At 70.6% G+C, this 17,585-nt stretch carries 11 protein-coding genes; 8 read left to right on the top strand and 3 right to left on the bottom strand.

The window, feature by feature from the left end; all coding sequences use genetic code 11:
- Positions 1-132: 132 nt before the first annotated feature.
- Positions 133-2,304 carry a prolyl oligopeptidase family serine peptidase gene (locus AB0I32_RS25255; protein WP_357511109.1) on the bottom strand — a complete coding sequence of 724 codons (2,172 nt, stop codon included), beginning with the start codon at positions 2,302-2,304 and terminating at the stop codon, positions 133-135.
- 322 nt (positions 2,305-2,626) lie between these two features.
- Here AB0I32_RS25255 and AB0I32_RS25260 point away from each other — a divergent pair, with 322 nt between their 5' ends.
- The 5 genes from AB0I32_RS25260 to AB0I32_RS25280 all read left to right on the top strand — a co-directional run bounded on the left by AB0I32_RS25260 (position 2,627) and on the right by AB0I32_RS25280 (position 7,025).
- Positions 2,627-4,300: an ATP-binding protein gene (locus AB0I32_RS25260; protein WP_357511111.1), complete on the top strand. Its 1,674-nt coding sequence runs from the start codon at positions 2,627-2,629 to the stop codon at positions 4,298-4,300.
- A 17-nt stretch (positions 4,301-4,317) separates the two neighbouring features.
- A complete protein-coding gene (locus AB0I32_RS25265) occupies positions 4,318-4,710 on the top strand; it encodes a roadblock/LC7 domain-containing protein (RefSeq protein ID WP_116677953.1) in 393 nt (130 codons plus the stop codon).
- Between the two features lie 110 nt (positions 4,711-4,820).
- Positions 4,821-5,174, top strand: a complete 354-nt coding sequence (locus tag AB0I32_RS25270) for a DUF742 domain-containing protein (protein WP_275005546.1) — start codon at positions 4,821-4,823, stop codon at positions 5,172-5,174.
- Positions 5,155-5,766: an ATP/GTP-binding protein gene (locus AB0I32_RS25275; protein ID WP_357511113.1), complete on the top strand. Its 612-nt coding sequence runs from the start codon at positions 5,155-5,157 to the stop codon at positions 5,764-5,766. The genes AB0I32_RS25270 and AB0I32_RS25275 overlap by 20 nt, the downstream gene beginning before the upstream one ends.
- Complete coding sequence (locus AB0I32_RS25280; protein ID WP_357511115.1) at positions 5,763-7,025, top strand: cytochrome P450; 1,263 nt, start codon at positions 5,763-5,765, stop codon at positions 7,023-7,025. Before AB0I32_RS25275 ends, AB0I32_RS25280 begins: the two co-directional genes overlap by 4 nt.
- 111 nt (positions 7,026-7,136) lie before the next feature.
- Here the strand turns inward: AB0I32_RS25280 and AB0I32_RS25285 are convergent, their stop codons facing one another.
- Entirely contained in the window at positions 7,137-8,642 is a 1,506-nt protein-coding gene (locus AB0I32_RS25285; RefSeq protein ID WP_357511117.1) for an NAD(P)/FAD-dependent oxidoreductase, read from the bottom strand.
- Positions 8,643-8,849: 207 nt separating this feature from the next.
- Here AB0I32_RS25285 and ligA point away from each other — a divergent pair, with 207 nt between their 5' ends.
- Together ligA and AB0I32_RS25295 are read left to right on the top strand one after the other, a co-directional pair.
- On the top strand, positions 8,850-11,210 hold the full coding sequence (gene ligA, locus AB0I32_RS25290; RefSeq protein ID WP_357511141.1) for an NAD-dependent DNA ligase LigA: 2,361 nt from the start codon (positions 8,850-8,852) through the stop codon (positions 11,208-11,210).
- 443 nt (positions 11,211-11,653) lie between these two features.
- Entirely contained in the window at positions 11,654-14,692 is a 3,039-nt protein-coding gene (locus AB0I32_RS25295; protein ID WP_357511119.1) for a family 16 glycoside hydrolase, read from the top strand.
- Between the two features lie 95 nt (positions 14,693-14,787).
- Here AB0I32_RS25295 and AB0I32_RS25300 read toward each other — a convergent pair whose 3' ends face one another.
- Positions 14,788-15,909, bottom strand: coding sequence for an ROK family protein (locus tag AB0I32_RS25300; RefSeq protein ID WP_357511121.1), 1,122 nt, complete (start codon positions 15,907-15,909; stop codon positions 14,788-14,790).
- A gap of 135 nt (positions 15,910-16,044) precedes the next feature.
- On the opposite strand from AB0I32_RS25300, the gene AB0I32_RS25305 reads away from it, so the two are divergent.
- Positions 16,045-17,583, top strand: a complete 1,539-nt coding sequence (locus AB0I32_RS25305; protein WP_357511123.1) for a sugar ABC transporter ATP-binding protein — start codon at positions 16,045-16,047, stop codon at positions 17,581-17,583.
- Positions 17,584-17,585 lie beyond the last annotated feature (2 nt).

A 17,585-nucleotide genomic window follows, 5' to 3' on the forward strand; every position in this document is an offset into this window, starting at 1 on the left:
CGTCGGCGCGGCGGCGATGATGCCCGCCACGCTCGCCCTGATCCGGGTGGCCTTCGTCAACGAGCGCGAGCGCAACATCGCGATCAGCGTGTGGGATGTCGAGACCTGGTCTCGACAAGCTCGACCAACGATTCAGGAAGCCGCGCCCGTGAGGCGGGTCCAGAGGAACGTCCAGTGGGTCGCCGCCATGTACGCCGCCTGGGCGTTGTTGGCCGCCCCGCCGTGACCACCCTCGATGTTCTCGTAGTACGTCACGTCCTTGCCCGCGGCCAGCATGAGCGCGGCCATCTTGCGGGCGTGGCCCGGGTGCACGCGGTCGTCCTTGGTCGACGTCGTGAACAGCACCGGCGGGTAGTCCCGCGCCGCGTCGAACAGGTGGTACGGCGAGTACTTCCGGAGGAACTCCCACTCGTCGGTGTCCGGGTCGCCGTACTCGGCCATCCAGGACGCGCCCGCGAGCAGGTGGGAGTACCGCTTCATGTCCAGCAGCGGGACACCGACGATGATCGCCCCGAACAGCTCCGGGTACTGCGTCAGCATGTTGCCTGCGAGCAGCCCGCCGTTCGACCGGCCCTCCATCCCGAGCCGCTCCGGCACGGTCACGCCCCGGGCGACGAGGTCGCGCGCCACTGCCGCGAAGTCCTCGTAGGCGCGGTGCCGGTTCTCCTTCAGCGCGGCCTGGTGCCAGGCCGGCCCGTACTCGCCGCCACCGCGGATGTTCGCCACGGCGTACACCCCGCCCCGCTCCAGCCACGCGCGGCCGACGGTGCCCGAGTACCCGGGCAGGATCGCGTGCTCGAACCCGCCGTAGCCCCACAGCAGGGTGGGCGCCGGCCCGGCCTCGCCCGAGACGAGGTCCGCCCGGCCGACGACGAAGTACGGCACGCGGGTGCCGTCGTCCGACTCCGTGAACTGCTGGCGGACCTCCATGCCTGCCGCCTCGAAGTACGAGGGCGCGGACTTGAGCACCTCGGGCGCCGCCGCCGTCTCGCCGGGACCGGCGACGGTGGTGCGGCCGAGGGTCGACGGCGTCAGGTAACCGGTCGTGACCACCCAGACGTCGTCGGAGTCGACGACGTCCACCGCGCCGACCCCGACCGTGAGCAGCTCGCCACCCACGGGGAGCTCGGAGCGTGCCCACTCGCCGCCCGGCGTGGCCACCGTGGGCGGCGTCAGCACGTGCAGCAGGTTCTTCACGTCGTCCAGCACGTTGACCACCAGGTGGTTCCGCGTCCACGTGATCCCGGCGAGCGACGTCGTCGGCGTCGGCTCGAACAGGACCGTCAGGTCGCGCGACCCGGTCATGAAGTCGTCGAAGCCGATGGCGAGCAGGGAGCCTGCACGGTAGGTCACCTTGCCGAGCGTCCAGTCGTCGCGCAGGCGCACCATCATCCACTCGCGGTGCAGGCCCACGTTCGCCGAGTCCGGCACGTCGATCTTGGTGAGGGTCTGCTCGGGCGTGCCCACGTTCGTGGCCAGGTACGTCTCGTTCGCGTAGAACCGCAGGGCACGGTGCACCAGGTCGCGCTCGAAGCCCGGGGTGTGCGAGCGGGACGCGCTGATGTACATGTCCTGGTCGGTGCCCTCGTAGACGACCGTCGCCTCGGCCAGAGGAGTGCCTCTCAGCCACCGCTTCACCTGCCGCGGGTAGCCCGACGGCGTCATCGTGCCCTCGCCGAAGTCCGTGTACACGTAGACCGTGTCCGAGTCGATCCAGGACAGCCCGCCCTTGGCCTGCGCGCGCACGAAGCCGCCGTCGCTCTCGGGCACGAACTGCTTGGTCACCAGGTCGAACTCGCGCGTCACGTCGGAGTCGGACCCGCCGGGCGACAGGTCGACCAGCGCGTGCCTGCGCGGTTCGCCCGCCGCGATCTGCTCCGCCGTCGGGCGCAGGACGCTCGCGCCGTGCCAGACCCAGCTCTCGCCCTCCGCCGCCGCGAGGGCGTCGAGGTCGAGGACCGTCTCCCACTCGGGGTCGTCGGTGCGGTAGGAGTCGAGCGTCGTGCGGCGCCACAGGCCACGCTCGTGCTCGGCGTCCTGCCAGAAGTTGTAGTAGTGCTCGCCGACCTTCGAGACGTGCGGGATCTTGTCGTCCGAGTCGAGGACCTCGCGCACCGCACGCTCGGTCTCGGTGAAGGCGGGACCGCCGAGGACCTGGGCGCTGTGCGCGTTGCGCTCGCGGACCCAGCTCAGGGCGGTGTCTCCGTCGACGTCCTCGAGCCATGCGAACGGGTCCGTGGCAGGGTCGAGGGGCGTGTGCGGGAGAGCGGTTCGGGGGGCGGCCTGGGTGTGCTCGACGCTCATGGAGAGCACCCTACGCGGCCGGTCACGGCTCTGGCCGTCGTAGGACAGGATGCTTCGGGCCTGAGGAAGCGTGCCCGGTTTGTACAGTATTGTGCGGCTATTGCGCGACTGGGCCGCTCTATTCCTCAGTGGCACATATTTTCGCTGGTCGCACCACAGTCGTGCCCTTCCACGCGTGGGACGCCCTGTGGTAGAAACTGCAGTCCAGGGGGTTGTTCGCCCCCTCCAGCCGAGTTCGTGGAGCAAGCCGCGGTATCTGCCGTGTCCGGCCTTCCCAAACTCTGACGAGACAACTATTAGGGGGATCGGCTCGGTGAGCTCGATGTCTTCTTCTCCTCCGCCGAGCAGGCTGCGCCAGGTCGCACCTTGGGTGTGTGTCGCCGGCGTGCTTGCCTATGTACTCGTAGCACCAGTCCTGTTCACCGCTACCGGGGCCTCGTCCACGTGGCCCGCATGGCTCGTCGGCATCGCCGCCGTCGGGCTCGCGATAGCGGCCGCGCTGATCGCGGCGCGATCCTCACGTGACGATCTCGCCGCGCACGAGGACCTCGTCCTGGCGCACCGCCGGGCCGAGGAGCGTGCGGACGCGGCGTCCCGGGCGCTCGACGCCCTGGCGAACGAGCAGCTGCCCGCGTTCCTCGACAGCGAGCCCGCCCCGCCGCTCCCGCACCTGCCGGGTGACGCGGGTGCCCAGGCTCGCCTGGACGAGGCAGCCGCCATGCTCGCCCGGGTGCAGGAGGAGCGTGTCGCCCGCCGCGACGCCGTCCAGGTCGCCGTGGTCGCCCTGAGCCGCAAGGTCCAGGCCGCCGCGCACCGCATCCAGGAGGAGGCGGCGCGCATGGTCCAGCGCCACCCCACCGACCCGGACATCCTGCAGACGTCGATGCGCGTCGACCACGCTGCCGCCCAGCAGGCCCGTCAGGCGCAGAGCCTCGCGGCGCTGTGCGGCGAGTGGCCGGGCCAGCAGTGGAGCGAGCCGCTCCCGCTGCCCGACGTCGTCAAGGGCGCCGCCAGCCGGATCACGGCGTTCCACCGGGTCGAGGTGTCGGGTGACCCCGGCGTCGCCGTCTCGGCGCGCATCGTCGAGCCGCTCATCCACCTCGTGGCCGAGCTGCTGTCCAACGCCACGCAGTCCTCCCCGCCTACCACTCAGGTGCTCGTCTCGCTGCGCCAGGTGCAGCGCGGGGCGGTCGTCGAGATCGACGACTGCGGTGTGGGCCTCGACCTCAAGCAGCTCGAGCAGGCGCGCGACATCGCCTCCGGCAAGCGCGAGATCAGCATCACCGAGCTGGGCGAGATCCCGCAGACCGGCCTTGCCGTCGTCGGCACCTACGCGCGGCGCCACGGCTTCCGCGTGGACGTCACCGAGTCGGTGTACGGCGGCCTGCGCGCCATCGTCATGATCCCGGCGGAGCTCACCGAGGCAGTGGTGCCGTCGGGGATGCTCACGCCGGCAGCGACGCTGCCGAGCGCCGGCTCCCACACCAGCGGGGCGTCCGCACTGGGGTCCCGTCGCAGCGCCACCGCAGTCGCAGAGGCACCGCTCGTGACCGAGCTGCCCAGCGCAAGGCCCGCGGACGACGACGAGTGGCCCGCACCCGCGGCGCCCGACCCGGCGACCGTGGTTCCCGTCGAGCCGCTGAGCGCGCCCGGCGTCGTGGTCGACGAAGAGGAGGAGACGCCCGTGGCCGGTGCCCCGGTGCAGGCCCCTGGCGAGCTGCCCCTGCGTCCTGGGCGAGCCCGCCCCGAGGACGACGAGTTCCCCGAGCCGTCTGCGCTCCCGCAGCGGCGATCGCGCCGTGGAGAGGCGGATGCGACCGACGACCGGACCAAGACCACGGAGCCCCGTACCGAAGCTCCTGGTCCCGCCCAGACGGCCGAAGAGGCCGGCGAGTGGATGGGTGCCTTCTTCAGCTCGAGCGAGGCGCGGTTCGGGGACTCACCAGACAGCAGCGAACCGCCGGCTGGAGCCGGTGGACCTTCGGAGGACCGATGACTACGCACGCCGACGGCATGACCAGCACCGACGGTAATAGCTGGATGCTCGAGCTCATCAGTGGTGTACGGGGGGTCAAGCATGTTGTCGTGCTCACCTCCGACGGACTGATGAAAGTTCGGACTGACCAGACCCCGCTGGACGTGGCCGACAAGGTAGCGGCGGCATGCGCCGGACTTGTAGCGCTGGGGATGGGAATGAGCAGGGAGTTCGGGAACAGCGAGACGATCCGCCAGGTGATGGTTGAGTTCGACGGCGGATTCCTCTTCGTCCGCGGAGCCGGTGACGGCTCGCGTCTCGCGGTCGTCACGGAGACGGTGATCGACCCGGCGCTGATCGCCCAGCAGATGCAGGCCCAGGTCCTCATGATCGGGGAGCGCACCCTGGGCACGGAGCGGATCTCCAGCTGATCCCGCCCCGGGCACCGTTTCGGAAAGCACCACCCGAGCCTCGTGAGGCTTGGCCGTACCAGGCACCACCAGCTCGACCGATACCTGACCGACCAACAGGGGGCGAGGGGATGGACACCGAGGAGTACCGCGATCACCCGGTGCGCTCGTACGTGCTCACCTCGGGGCGGGCGCACCCGTCGCGCAACACGCTGCGCCCGGAGACACTTGTACGTGCGGTAGAAAGCCGGCCAGTGCTCTCGACGGCGAGCCGCCTGGAGCGCGAGCTGGTCGAGCTGTGCCGCGGCACGCTCGCGCTGGCCGAGGTGGCTGCCTACCTGCAGCTACCCGTGAGCCTCGTGGCGGTCATGGTCTCGGACCTGGTCGACACGGGAAACCTGACGATCCGTTCCAACCACCAAGCGCACGTCCTGCCCGGCAAGGACATCCTGGAGAAGATTCTCGATGGACTCCGCAAGCTCTGACCGCCCGGTGCCCGGGCAGCACCTCGCACCGACCGTCGCGCGGTCGGTCAAGGTGCTGGTGGTGGGCGCCTTCGGCGTGGGCAAGACGACGCTGATCGGTGCGGTGAGCGAGATCGACCCGCTGCGCACCGAGGAGCGCATCACCACGGCGAGCGTCGGCATCGACCCGGGGCAGCCGAACAAGGAGACGACGACGGTCGCGATGGACTTCGGTCGCATCACCGTGACCGACGACATCGCCCTGTACCTGTTCGGCACCCCGGGCCAGCGCCGGTTCTGGGACCTGTGGGCGGGCCTGGCCGACGGCGCCGTCGGTGCGCTGGTCATGATCGACACGCGGCACCTCGAGGACAGCTTCGAGGTGCTGGACCAGCTGGAGCTGCGGACCAAGATCCCGTTCGCGGTGGTCGTCAACCAGTTCCCCGACTCGCCGAACTACCCGCTGGAGCGGGTCCGCGCCGCGCTGGACCTGCTGCCCGAGACACCGATCGTCGAGTGCGACGCACGCGACCGGCAGTCCGCCGTACTCACCCTGATCACCCTCGTCGAGCACGCGATGACGTTCCCGGTGTTCCAGAAGGTCAACGCGTGACACTCGCCAACAGACTGCACCTCCGGCTGGAAGACATCTCGGACCGGATGCAGCTGTCGGAGATCACGTCGGCCCGGGATCCGCACAAGCTGTACGAACAGCTCCGTGACGAGTGGGGTCCGGTCGCGCCGATGGACCTGGAGCCCGGCGTGCCCGCCTGGCTCGTCCTGGGGTACGACGAGGCCAGCAGCGTGATGCGCAACGAGCTGCTGTTCTCGCGGAACTCCCGCAACTGGCGCTACGTCCAGGAGCGGTCCCTGCCCGCCGACTCAGGGGTCCTCGCCGCGCTGGCGCCGCGCGAGAGCGCGTACTACCTCGACGGGATGCAGCAGCGTCGGCTGCGTGCCCCCATCGACGACGCCCTGGGCGCCATCGACGAGAAACGCCTGGCACGTACGGTGGCCGTGATGTGCGAGGCGATCATCGACCGGCTGATGCCCCGCGGCGAGGCGGACCTGGTCAAGGACTACGCCGTGGCGGTCCCCGTGATGGTCATGACCGAGATGTTCGGCATGAGCCTGTCCGACGGGAACAAGATGCACGAGCTCACCGAGGCGGTCTACGCGGGCAGGGAGCGGGCGCGCGCGGCGGCGATAGAGCAGGAGGCCCTGGTGGCCGTGCTCGTGGCGACGCACCGGGCCGAGCCGGGCGAGGACCTGACCACCGCCCTGGTCAACCATCCGAACCACGAGAACGACGTCGAGGTCATGGCCGCGATCGGCGTGATGTTCAGCCTGGGGCACGATGCCGAGATCGCGTGGATCGCGAGCACGCTGCACATGATCCTGACCGACCCGGCATTCGCCGCCCGGGTGCGTCGCGGCCGGCTCGACCTGGACGACGCCCTGGACGAGGTGTCCCGGCGCAACCCGCCCGCCCCGCACGTGCTGCCCCGGTTCGCCCGGCAGGACTGCGAGCTGGGCGGACGCCGGATCGCGTACGGCGACGCCCTCGTGCCCGCCGTCGCCGCCGCGAACGCTGACCGGGCGATCCGGACGGACGACCCGTGGGAGGAGCTGGGCAGCCGGTTCCACCTGACCTGGGGCGCGGGCGCGCACGCGTGCCCCGCCCACCGGATCGGGCCGCTCATCGGCCGTATCGCCGTCGACACGCTGCTGCGCCGGATCCTCGACATGGAGCTGTCGGTCTCGGCCGACTCGCTCAAGATGTCGGCCTCGCCGTGGTCGCGCTACCCGCGCAAGCTGCCTGTCCGGTTCACCACGCCGCTGACCGAGGGCGGCCCGCGCGCCGAGCGCTGACCATCCCGCTCCGCCGTCGGTTCGAGCCCCACCGTAGGTCGAGCTCGCCGAGACCGCCCACCATCGGTCGAGCCTGTCGAGACCCCTCGACAGGCTCGACCGACGTAGGTCTCAGGACTCCGCGGCCGCCCGCTCCTTGACCCGCTCCTTGAGCCGCGGCACGACGTTCTTGTAGACCGCCGGGTTGATCGGCAGGAGCCACTGGATGGTCTGGGCGGTGGAGCTGATGTTCACGCCGGCCTCGTCGAGCGTCTCGTCGATCTGGTGCATCGAGAACGGGATGACGTTGGTGCCGCGCGCGTGCTTGCCGCCCGTGCGCTTCTCCATCCAGGCCACGCGCTCGGCCACGTGCTTGCGCCGCTCCTCGATCGGCGGCAGCTCGACGACACCGGCCAGGTACGCGGCGATCCAGATCGCGCCGGCCTCGGCGGACAGCGGCGAGAACAGCGACGAGTTGTAGCCGGCGAAGGTCAGGTTCGGCACGCCCTCGGGCAGGATCTGGCGGTAGAGCTGGTAGTTGCCCTGGTCGTCCACCAGGCGGGCGGCGATGGTGTCGTCGAGGAACGGCACGCGCTGGTGGAACCCGGTACCGCAGACCACGAGCTCGGCCGGGATCCGGGCACCGTCGCTCAGTACGGCCACCGGGTGGTCGCCCTCGACCTCGAAGCGCTCGATCTCCGTGTCGCGGTGGACCTTGATGGTCCCGTCGGCGACCTGCTCGTAGAACCCGTCGGTGGACAGCGACACGGTGCTGTTGGCGATGTCGGCGAACTCGCCGTGCGGGACGAGGCCGAGCTTCTTGAGCTTGAACTGCCAGGTCGCGACGGATCCGATGCTCGAGAGCATGCCCGCACGTACCTTGTCCCCTGGGCCGTGCAGGAAGCGCTCCATGGGGTTGGGCAGCTCCTGGTAGCGGAACAGCGCCTCGCCGAGGCGGGACAGCAGCAGGTACTTCATGTTCAGGGTGCTGGCGATGCGCTTGGGCATCTTCCACAGCAGGCGACGGGCCACGACGGTGGTGGACTTGGCCACCTGGCCGATCTCGGCGGCGACGTCGCACGCCGACTTGCCGTACCCGACGACCACCACGTGCTTGTCGCGGGCGTCGTCCAGCGTGTTGAGCTGGCTGGAGGCGACAAGCTTGCCGCCGGCGCGGACGAGGTCGGCGTACCCCTCGTACTGCGGGAAGACCGGGTCGGAGAAGATGCCGTTCGCGACCACCAGGTGGTCGAACCGCTCGGGCGCGGAGACCGGCGCGCCGATACGCCGTGCGGTGATCATCCAGCCGTCCTCGGCGTCGGTCAGCTCGGCGCGGACCACCTCGGTGGCGAGCCGCAGGAGGGGGCGCAGCTCGAACTTCGCGACGTAGCGCTCGAGGTAGGCCTGGACCTGCTCGCCGGTGGGCCACTCGGGATAGTCCCGGGGCATCGGCAGGTCCGAGAAGGCGTACGAGTCCTTGTTGTTCTGCGTCCGGAGGCCCGAGTACCGGCGGGTCGCGCTCCACACCCCGCCGACGTCCGGCGCCTTCTCGAAGACCGTGACGTCGTGCTCGAACTCGCGGAGGATCTTCGCGGTGGCCAGTCCTGCGAAACCGGCACCGACGACGGCGATCTTCAAGGGGCCCCTGCTCTCAGTAGATTTCCGGCATTTTTCACGAATGGTAGCGGTGTCGGACCCTGTGCGATAGGGGTCGATCGAGGCGAATGCCCAGGTCGGCTGACCCTTCGGAACGGGGTCCGGCGACACGCCCCTCGAATGTCAGTGGTTCAGTCCATGATTGTGTCTGTGAGCGAGACGACAGGCATCCCGGAACGTGATGAAGCCATGAGCGACGAGGCCACCGCACAGCGGCGGTGGGCCGAGCTCGTGGCCCGGATCGAGGAGGATCGGCGCGCCTACTTCGAGGCGGACGCGCCCGTCTCGTCGGACGCCGAGTACGACGCGCGGATGCGCGAGCTCCAGGCGCTCGAGGCCGCGCACCCCGCGCTGGTGACGCCGGAGTCACCCACGCAGAGCGTCGGCGGCGCGGCGGCGGCGGGGTTCGCCACGGTGGAGCACATCGAGCGCATGCTCTCGCTCGACAACGCGTTCAGCACCGACGAGCTGGCCGTGTGGGCGGAGAAGGTCAACCGTGACCTCGGTACGGACCGTCCGGGGCTGCTGTGCGAGGTCAAGATCGACGGCCTGGCGATCTCCCTGGTGTACGAGAAGGGCCGGCTGGTGCGCGGCGTCACGCGCGGCGACGGACGCGTGGGGGAGGACGTCACCCGGAACGTGCTGCGCATCGCCGAGATCCCCCAGACCCTCACCGGCGAGGGCCACCCCGACGTCGTCGAGGTGCGCGGCGAGGTGTTCATCCCGGTCGCCACCTTCGCGCGGCTCAACGAGCTGCAGGCCGAGCTGCGCGAGCGTGCGGTCGAGGACGCACGCGAACGGTCCGGACGGAGCGCCGGCGGCAAGGAGTTCGACGTCGAACGGGCACGCATCGCCGCGCTCCGCCGGTTCCCGCAGTTCGCCAACCCCCGCAACGCCGCGGCGGGTGGCCTGCGGCAGCTGCTGGAGAACAAGGACGGTCTCGAGCTGGAGGCGGGTCTCGCCCGCGTGGAGGGCCTGCGCATGTACGCGCACGGCGTGGGCGCGCTGCAGTGGCAGGAGGGCGAGCACACGGAGCTGGAGCGACAGTCCGACGCGTACACCCTGTTCGAGCAGTGGGGCATCCCGGTCTCCCCGCACAACCGGGTGGTCGACGGCCTGGACGGGGCGCTCGAGATGATCGAGTACTTCCGCGAGCACCGGCACGACATCGAGCACGAGCTCGACGGGATAGTCCTCAAGGTCGACGCCCTCGCGCGGCAGCGCCGGCTCGGCTCCACCAGCCGCGCGCCGCGCTGGGCCATCGCGTTCAAGTACCCGCCGGAGGAGGTCAACACGCGCCTGCTCGCCATCCAGGTCGGTGTGGGCCGTACCGGCCGGGCCACTCCCTACGCCGTGATGGAGCCGGTGAAGGTCGCGGGCTCCACGGTGCGCCAGGCGACCCTGCACAACCAGGACGTGGTGCGGGCCAAGGGCGTGCGCATCGGCGACGTCGTGGTGCTGCGCAAGGCGGGCGACGTCATCCCGGAGATCGTCGGGCCCGTGTCCGCCCTGGCCGACGACGGCTACCCGCGCGAGGACTTCGTCATGCCCGCGGAGTGCCCGGAGTGCGGCACGCCGCTACGCGCCATGAAGGAGGCCGACGTCGACCTGCGCTGCCCGAACGCGGAGTCCTGCCCGGCTCAGGTGCGCGGGCGCGTCGAGCACATCGGCTCGCGCGGCGGCCTCGACATCGAGGCCCTCGGCGAGGTCACCGCTGCGGCGCTCACCCAGCCCGACGTGCCGGAGACCCCACCCCTGGTCACCGAGGCCCAGCTGTTCTCGCTCACGCTCGACCAGCTCCTGCCGATCGAGGCGGTGGTCCGCGACGCGGAGACCGGCCTGCCCAAGATGGACGACGACGGCGTCGTGCGCCGGCGGACCCCGTTCCGGCGCAAGCTGTCGTACAGCAAGGCGCAGCGTCTCGCGGCCGAGGAAGCGGGCGAGGCCCTGGACGAGTGGGCGCCGTCGGCCAACGCGACCAAGCTCCTCGACGAGCTGGAGCGCGCCAAGACGAAGGACCTCTGGCGCATGCTCGTCTCGCTGAACATCCGGCACGTCGGGCCGGTGGCAGCGCGGGCGCTCGCGGGCTGGTTCGGCTCGGTGGACGCCATCGAGGCGGCGTCCGAGGCGGAGCTGGCCGCCGTCGACGGCGTCGGCCCGGTGATCGCCGCCGAGATCAAGGAATGGCTCACGGTGGACTGGCACCAGGAGATCCTCGCGGCGTGGCGCGAGGCGGGGGTCCAGCTCGCCACCCCGGGCCACCCCGGCCCGGCCGCGATGGCCGAGGCCGACACCGGGCCCACCGGCCCGCTCGCCGGCCTGACCGTGGTGGTGACCGGATCGCTCGAGGACTTCACGCGCGACGGCGCCAAGGAGGCCATCATCGCGGCGGGCGGCAAGGCGTCCGGATCGGTCTCGAAGAAGACCGACTACGTGGTGCTGGGGGAGAACGCCGGCACCAAGGCCGCCAAGGCGGAGGCCCTGGAGATCCCGACCCTCGACGAGGACGGCTTCAAGAAGCTGCTGGAGGGCGGCCCCGAGGCGCTGTGAGTCGGAGGGCTCCCTGGCGACCCGGCGGTCGCACGGTGAGCGATCCGCCGGTCGCCCGCGCCGCCGCGCGGTCGCCGAACCGCAAGTTGGGGCTGGTTGGCGTGCGGTGGCGCCGCCGAACCGCAAGTTGTCGGTTCATCTCGGCGCCGAGCCGAAGGTTGCGCGGCAATAAGGGTCCATATGGACGTGCATCTTGCGGTTCGGCGCCCTCGGTGACTCGGTACTTGCGGTTCGGCGTCCTCGGCGCCGCCGTCTGGACTCCGTCAACCTCCCCGCCGTCAACCTGGGCGCCGTCAACTCGGCGCCCTCGATGTCGTCCGACCAGGCTGCAGCCGGCCACCCCGAGCGATTAACGGTGACCAGTTGCCAACTTTTGCTTGACTACCGGCAGAAGTCCCTCGTAGGTTCTAGCCCGCAGGGTCAACGCCGACCGAGGAGAACTCATGAGACAACGTGGAACCAGACTCCGCGCGAGACAGGCAGCCGCAGGCGCGACTGCCGCAGCACTGACAGCGGTGATGCTGTCGGGAACTGTCCCCGTCGCGTCGGCAGCGGATGATCTGCCACCGCAGGAACCCGGCGTCACCCTGAGGACCTACGACCTGGCGCGTGACCTGAGTGAGCTCTGCACGCTCCGTTCCGGCCAGACGCCGAACGTGGACCAGCTCAAGCCCACCATCGACTACTCGACGGAGGCCGACTTCGGCATGGGCGAGCGCTTCATCGCGCACGCGCTCGCGAACCTGTCGGTGCCGTCCGCCGGGAACTACGAGTTCCGGCTCACCAGCGACGACGGCTCGCGCCTGGTGATCGACGACGCCGAGGTGATCGACAACGACGGCCTGCACGGCGCGGAGTCGAAGGAAGGCACCGTCGCGCTGGAGGCAGGGTTCCACGACCTGCGGGTGGAGTACTTCGACAACACCAACGACAACATCCTGCGGCTCGAGTGGCGTCCGCCGGGCACGACGGACTTCGTCGTCGTCCCGTCCTCGGTGCTGAGCACCGAGGCCGGCGTCGTGCGCGTGACCGCTCCGGGCACCAAGTACTGCGAGGGCCAGGACGACTCGGCGGGCGACGGCATGCGCCTCGACGCCGTGCACCCGGGCTACACGCTCACCGACCTGCGCCCGGAGGGCTTCGAGCCCATGGTCGCCGGGCTCGACTGGACCGACGACGACCGCCTCGCCGTGGTCACGTCCGGCTCGGTGAGCCCCGGTGGCTGGGTCGAGGACCCAGAGCCGGGTGAGGTGTTCCTGCTCGACAACGTGACGGGGGAGACCTCGAAGGACCAGGTGACCTACGAGAAGGTCGCCACGGACCTGTTCAACCCCATGGGTATCGCCGTGATCGGCGAGTCCATCTACGTCTCGGAGCGGGACAAGCTCACCGAGCTCACGGACCCCGACGGCGACGGCTTCTACGACGGACACCGCACGGTGGCCGAGTGGCCCTTCGGCGGCAACTTCCACGAGTTCGCCTTCGGCCTGCTGCACGACAAGAAGTACTTCTACGTGAACCTGTCGGTAGCGATCAACAACGGCGGCGCGACCACCGACCCGCAGCCCGCCGAGAACCGCGGCACCGCGATCAAGGTGGACCGCCGGACCGGTGAGGTCAGCTACGTGGCCGGCGGTCTGCGCACGCCGAACGGCATGGTCAAGGGCCCGGACGGCGAGCTCTTCGTGATGGACAACCAGGGTGCCTGGCTGCCCAGCTCGAAGCTCGTGCACGTCGAGCAGGGCAAGTTCTTCAACCACTTCACCAACCCGGCAGGCCCGTACGACGACCAGCCCGTCTCGCCGCCCGCGCTGTGGGTGCCGCAGAACGAGATCGGCAACTCGCCCAGCTCACCCGTGCAGCTGGAGGAGGGCCCGTTCGAGGACCAGCTCGTGTTCGGCGACGTCACCTACGGCGGCCTCCAGCGCGGCTTCCTCGAGAAGGTCGAGGGCGAGTACCAGGGCGCGGTGTTCCGGCACTCGGCAGGCCTGGAGGCGGGCGTCAACCGCACCGTCGTCGGGCCTGACGGCGCCCTGTACGTCGGCGGCATCGGCGAGGGCGGCAACTGGAGCGAGCCGGGCAAGCTGCGCTACGGCCTGCAGAAGCTGACACCGAACGGCGAGGACGCCTTCGACATGACCGAGATGCGGGTCACCAAGAAGGGCTTCGAGGTCGAGTACACGCAGCCGCTCTCCGCGGAGACGGTGGCGAAGATCGCCGAGGACCCCAACGCGGCGTTCCGGATGGACCACTGGCGCTACGTGCCGACCCGCAACTACGGCGGGCCGAAGATCGACGAGCGTCCGCTGTTCGTCGCGGGCGCCAAGGTCTCGCGCGACCGCACGAAGGTGACGCTCACCGTGGACGGCCTCGAGCCGGGACGTGTGGTGCACCTGCGCAGCCCGCGCCCGTTCTCGGACGCCGAGGGCCGCGAGCTGTGGAACACCGAGGCCTGGTACACGCTCAACGCGATCCCCGGCTACAAGGCTCCGGCCGAGCAGGGGTACCTGGAGGCGGAGGAGGCCTCGCTGCGGGGCAGCGCGAACGTGGCCACCGAGCACAGCGGCTACTCCGGCTCCGGCTTCGCCGCCGGGTTCGGCCAGGTGGGCGCCTCGGCGACCTTCACGGCCGACGTCCGCCGCGGTGGCAACCAGCCCGTGAGCCTGCGGTACTCGAACGGACCCAACCCGTTCGAGGGCACCAAGACGGTGTCGGTGCTGGTCAACGGCCAAGAGGTCGAGCCGTGGGCGCTGGAGTCGACAGGTGACTGGAAGACCTGGGCGACGGCGACGCGGGACCTGCCGCTCCGCAAGGGCGTCAACACCATCACGCTGCGCTACGACGCCGACGACGACGGCAACGTCAACCTCGACGTCCTCACGGTCGGCGGCATCCAGGACATCTGCCGTCCCGGGAAGTACGAGCGTGGCTACCGTGCCCTGTTCGACGGCAGCATGACGTCCCTCGACGGCTGGCGTCTGGCGGGTGCGGGCTCGTTCGGCCGCCAGGCCGACTGCTCGATCCGGAGCACGGGCGGCATGGGGCTGCTCTGGCACACCGGCGAGGAGCTGGGGGCGTACAGCCTCAAGCTGGACTGGAAGCTCGTGAAGGACGACAACGGCGGCATCTTCGTCGGCTTCCCGAACCCGGGGAACGACCCGTGGGTCGCCGTCAACCAGGGTTACGAGATCCAGGTCGACGCGAGCGACGAGCCCGACCGCACCACCGGGTCGATCTACACCTTCCAGGGTGCGGACCCGGACGCGGTGGAGCAGGCACTGAAGCCCGTGGGCTCGTGGAACTCCTACGAGATCCGCGTGGCGGGGCAGAACATCAAGGTCCTGCTCAACGGGGTGCTGGTGAACGACTTCCACAGCACCGACCCCGCGCGTGACCTCGCCACGGGGTACGTGGGTCTCCAGAACCATGGCGGCGGGGAGACGATCTACTACCGCGACGTCCGGGTCAAGGACCTGGGCTGACCCTGCCGGGTTCGCGAAGTAGAGCGCCTGTCCGGGTCTCCTGGCGTTACCAGGGAGACCCGGACAGGCGCTCTACCTCGCGGACCTGCCTGGTCCTACGCGACCAGGCGGTCCACCGCTTCCGAGGAGAGGGCCTGGTCCACCGCCATGGCGCTCGCGCCCAGGACGCCGGCCTGCGGCCCCGTCCGAGCGGTGACGATGCGCAGGTGCTGCGTCGCCAGGGGCAGGGACCGCTGGTAGACGACCTCGCGGATGCCGGCCACTATGTGCTCGCCCGCGTCGGCCAGGATGCCGCCGATGACGATCATCGACGGATTGAGCAGGCTGACGCTGGTGGCGAGCACCGCGCCGATGTCCCGGCCGGCCTGGCGCACGGCCTGGCTCGCGGCGACATCGCCGGCACGCACCATGGCGACGACGTCGGCGGGCTTCTCGGCACCCTCGAGCGCGTTCGCGACGGCAAGGCCGCTCGCGATCGCCTCGAGGCAGCCGATGTTGCCGCAGCGGCAGACGACGTCGGTCACGCCAGGCACCGCGACGTGCCCGATGTCGCCGGCCGAACCCTGGGCGCCGCGCCGGAGCGCGCCGTCGGCGATGATGCCCGCGCCGATACCCGTGGCGACCTTCACGAACAGGAGGTCCGCGACCTCGGGCCAGGCGGCGCGGTGCTCGCCGAGGGCCATGATGTTGACGTCGTTGTCCACGAGCACCGGCGCGTGGAACCGCGCGCCGAGGATGCCGGGGACGTCGGCGTTGTCCCAGCCGGGCATGATCGGCGGGTTGTTCGGCTTGCCGGTGGCATGCTCCACCGGCCCGGGCAGGCCGACGCCGACCCCGGCGAGCTCGCTGGGGGACCGGCCGGCCTCGCGCAGCAGCTCGGCCCCCGTCCTCGCGACCTGGTCGAGCACCAGCTCGGGTCCGTCGGTGATCAGCAGCGGCAGGTCACGGTGCGCGAGCACCGTGGAGGCGAGGTCCGTCAGGGCGAGCCGCGCGTGCGTCGCGCCGAGGTCCACCCCGAGCACCACCCGGGCGGACGGCGCGAACGCGAAGGTCGCCGGCGGGCGGCCACCGGTAGAGGACGCCTCGCCCGCGGGAGCGATGAGCCCCGCGGTCATGAGCAGGTCGATGCGTGCCGCGACGGTCGAACGGGCCTGGCCCGTCACCGCCGCGAGATCGGCTCGCGTGCGAGGCCGTCCGTCGCGCAAGAGCTGGAACATGTCCCCCGCTCCAGAGACCTTGGGCGCCTGCTGAATAACTTCCCGTGCCACTTCCACCATGCCTCTAGTCAATCATGGCGGGCGAAGTTACGACTTTTGCTTGACCGTCGGCAAAAGTCCCTCTACGTTCGATACATGGTCGACGTGGACCCCCAGCGGGCAGAGCAACGGGACGAGCAGCCCCTGCTGCGTATGCGTGGCATCGTGAAGCAGTTTCCCGGCGCGCGAGCGCTCGACGGTGTGGACCTCGAGGTCCGCCCCGGCGAGGTGCACTGCCTGCTGGGTCAGAACGGGGCGGGCAAGTCCACCCTGATCAAGGTCCTGGCCGGGGCACACCAGCCCACCGAGGGCGAGATCCTCCTCGACGGCGAGCCGGTGACCATCTCGGACCCGGTCGCGGCCCTCAACCTCGGCATCGCGACCATCTACCAGGAGCTGGACGTCGTCGACGGGCTCACCGTCGCCGAGAACATCTACCTCGGGCACGAGCTCGCCCGGGGCGGCGTGACCCGGCGGTCCGACGCGACCCGCAACACCCGGGAGATCCTGAAGCGGCTCGGCCACCCGGAGATCTCGCCCCACCGTGAGGTCGGGAGCCTGCCGGCGGCGGGCAAGCAGATCGTCTCGCTCGCCCGGGCGCTGTCCCGGGACGCGCGCGTCGTCATCATGGACGAGCCGTCCGCCGTGCTGGACTCCGAGGAGGTCGGCAACCTCCACCGCATCGTGCGCGAGCTCACCGCCGACGGCGTCGCCGTCATCTACATCTCGCACCGGCTCGAGGAGATCCGGCAGCTCGGTCAGCGCATCACGGTGATCAAGGACGGCCGCACGGTCGCCACCAGCCTGCTGGTCGCCGACACCCCGACGGACGACCTGATCCGTCTCATGACCGGCCGCGCGGTCGAGTACGCCTTCCCCGCACGGCCAGGCGTCCCGGAGGACGCCGCGCCGGTCCTCGAGGTCAGCGACCTCGGGCTCGGCGACGTCTTCTCCGACGTGTCGCTGACCGTCCGGGCAGGCGAGATCGTCGGCCTGGCCGGCCTCGTGGGCTCGGGCCGCTCGGAGATCCTCGAGACGATCTACGGAGCCCGGCGCGCGACGTCGGGCACGGTCCGGGTGGGCGGCAAGCGCCTGCGCGGCGGGGTCGATTCCGCGGTCGCCGCGGGGATCGGGCTGTGCCCCGAGGAGCGCAAGAGCCAGGGGCTGCTCCTGGACGAGCCCGTGTACCGGAACATCACGCTGTCCACCTTCGCGCGCTTCGCGCGTGGGGGACTCCTCGACGAGGGCGCCGAGCGTGCAGCGGCGCGCGAGCAGATCGAGGCCCTCGACCTGCGGCCCGCCTCGGCGGACCGCGACGCCCGTACCTTGTCCGGCGGCAACCAGCAGAAGGCGCTGCTGGCGCGCTGGCTGGTCCACGGCTGCCGCGTGCTCCTGCTCGACGAGCCCACCCGGGGTGTCGACGTCGGCGCCCGCGCAGAGATCTACAACCTCATCCGGCGCCTGGCCGACGACGGCGCCGCCGTGCTCGTCGTCTCCAGCGAGATCCCCGAGGTGCTGGGGCTCGCGGACCGCGTGCTGGTCATCTCCGACGGTCGGGCGGTCCACGACGGCCCGGCCGACGACATCGACGAGCACGCCGTGCTCGACCTGGTCATGGAAGGAAGTGCCGCGTGAGC

It is taken from the genome of Promicromonospora sp. NPDC050249 (genome assembly GCF_040656015.1).
Taxonomy (GTDB): domain Bacteria; phylum Actinomycetota; class Actinomycetes; order Actinomycetales; family Cellulomonadaceae; genus Promicromonospora.

Excerpts from the sequence above, each read along its gene's own strand:
- AB0I32_RS25295 (WP_357511119.1), top strand. The coding sequence starts at position 11,654 with ATGAGACAACGTGGAACCAGACTCCGCGCGAGACAGGCAGCCGCAGGC.
- AB0I32_RS25260 (WP_357511111.1), top strand. The coding sequence starts at position 2,627 with ATGTCTTCTTCTCCTCCGCCGAGCAGGCTGCGCCAGGTCGCACCTTGG.
- AB0I32_RS25305 (WP_357511123.1), top strand. The coding sequence starts at position 16,045 with ATGGTCGACGTGGACCCCCAGCGGGCAGAGCAACGGGACGAGCAGCCC.
- AB0I32_RS25275 (WP_357511113.1), top strand. The coding sequence starts at position 5,155 with ATGGACTCCGCAAGCTCTGACCGCCCGGTGCCCGGGCAGCACCTCGCA.
- AB0I32_RS25255 (WP_357511109.1), bottom strand. The coding sequence starts at position 2,304 with ATGAGCGTCGAGCACACCCAGGCCGCCCCCCGAACCGCTCTCCCGCAC.
- AB0I32_RS25300 (WP_357511121.1), bottom strand. The coding sequence starts at position 15,909 with ATGTTCCAGCTCTTGCGCGACGGACGGCCTCGCACGCGAGCCGATCTC.
- ligA (WP_357511141.1), top strand. The coding sequence starts at position 8,850 with ATGAGCGACGAGGCCACCGCACAGCGGCGGTGGGCCGAGCTCGTGGCC.
- AB0I32_RS25270 (WP_275005546.1), top strand. The coding sequence starts at position 4,821 with ATGGACACCGAGGAGTACCGCGATCACCCGGTGCGCTCGTACGTGCTC.
- AB0I32_RS25265 (WP_116677953.1), top strand. The coding sequence starts at position 4,318 with ATGACCAGCACCGACGGTAATAGCTGGATGCTCGAGCTCATCAGTGGT.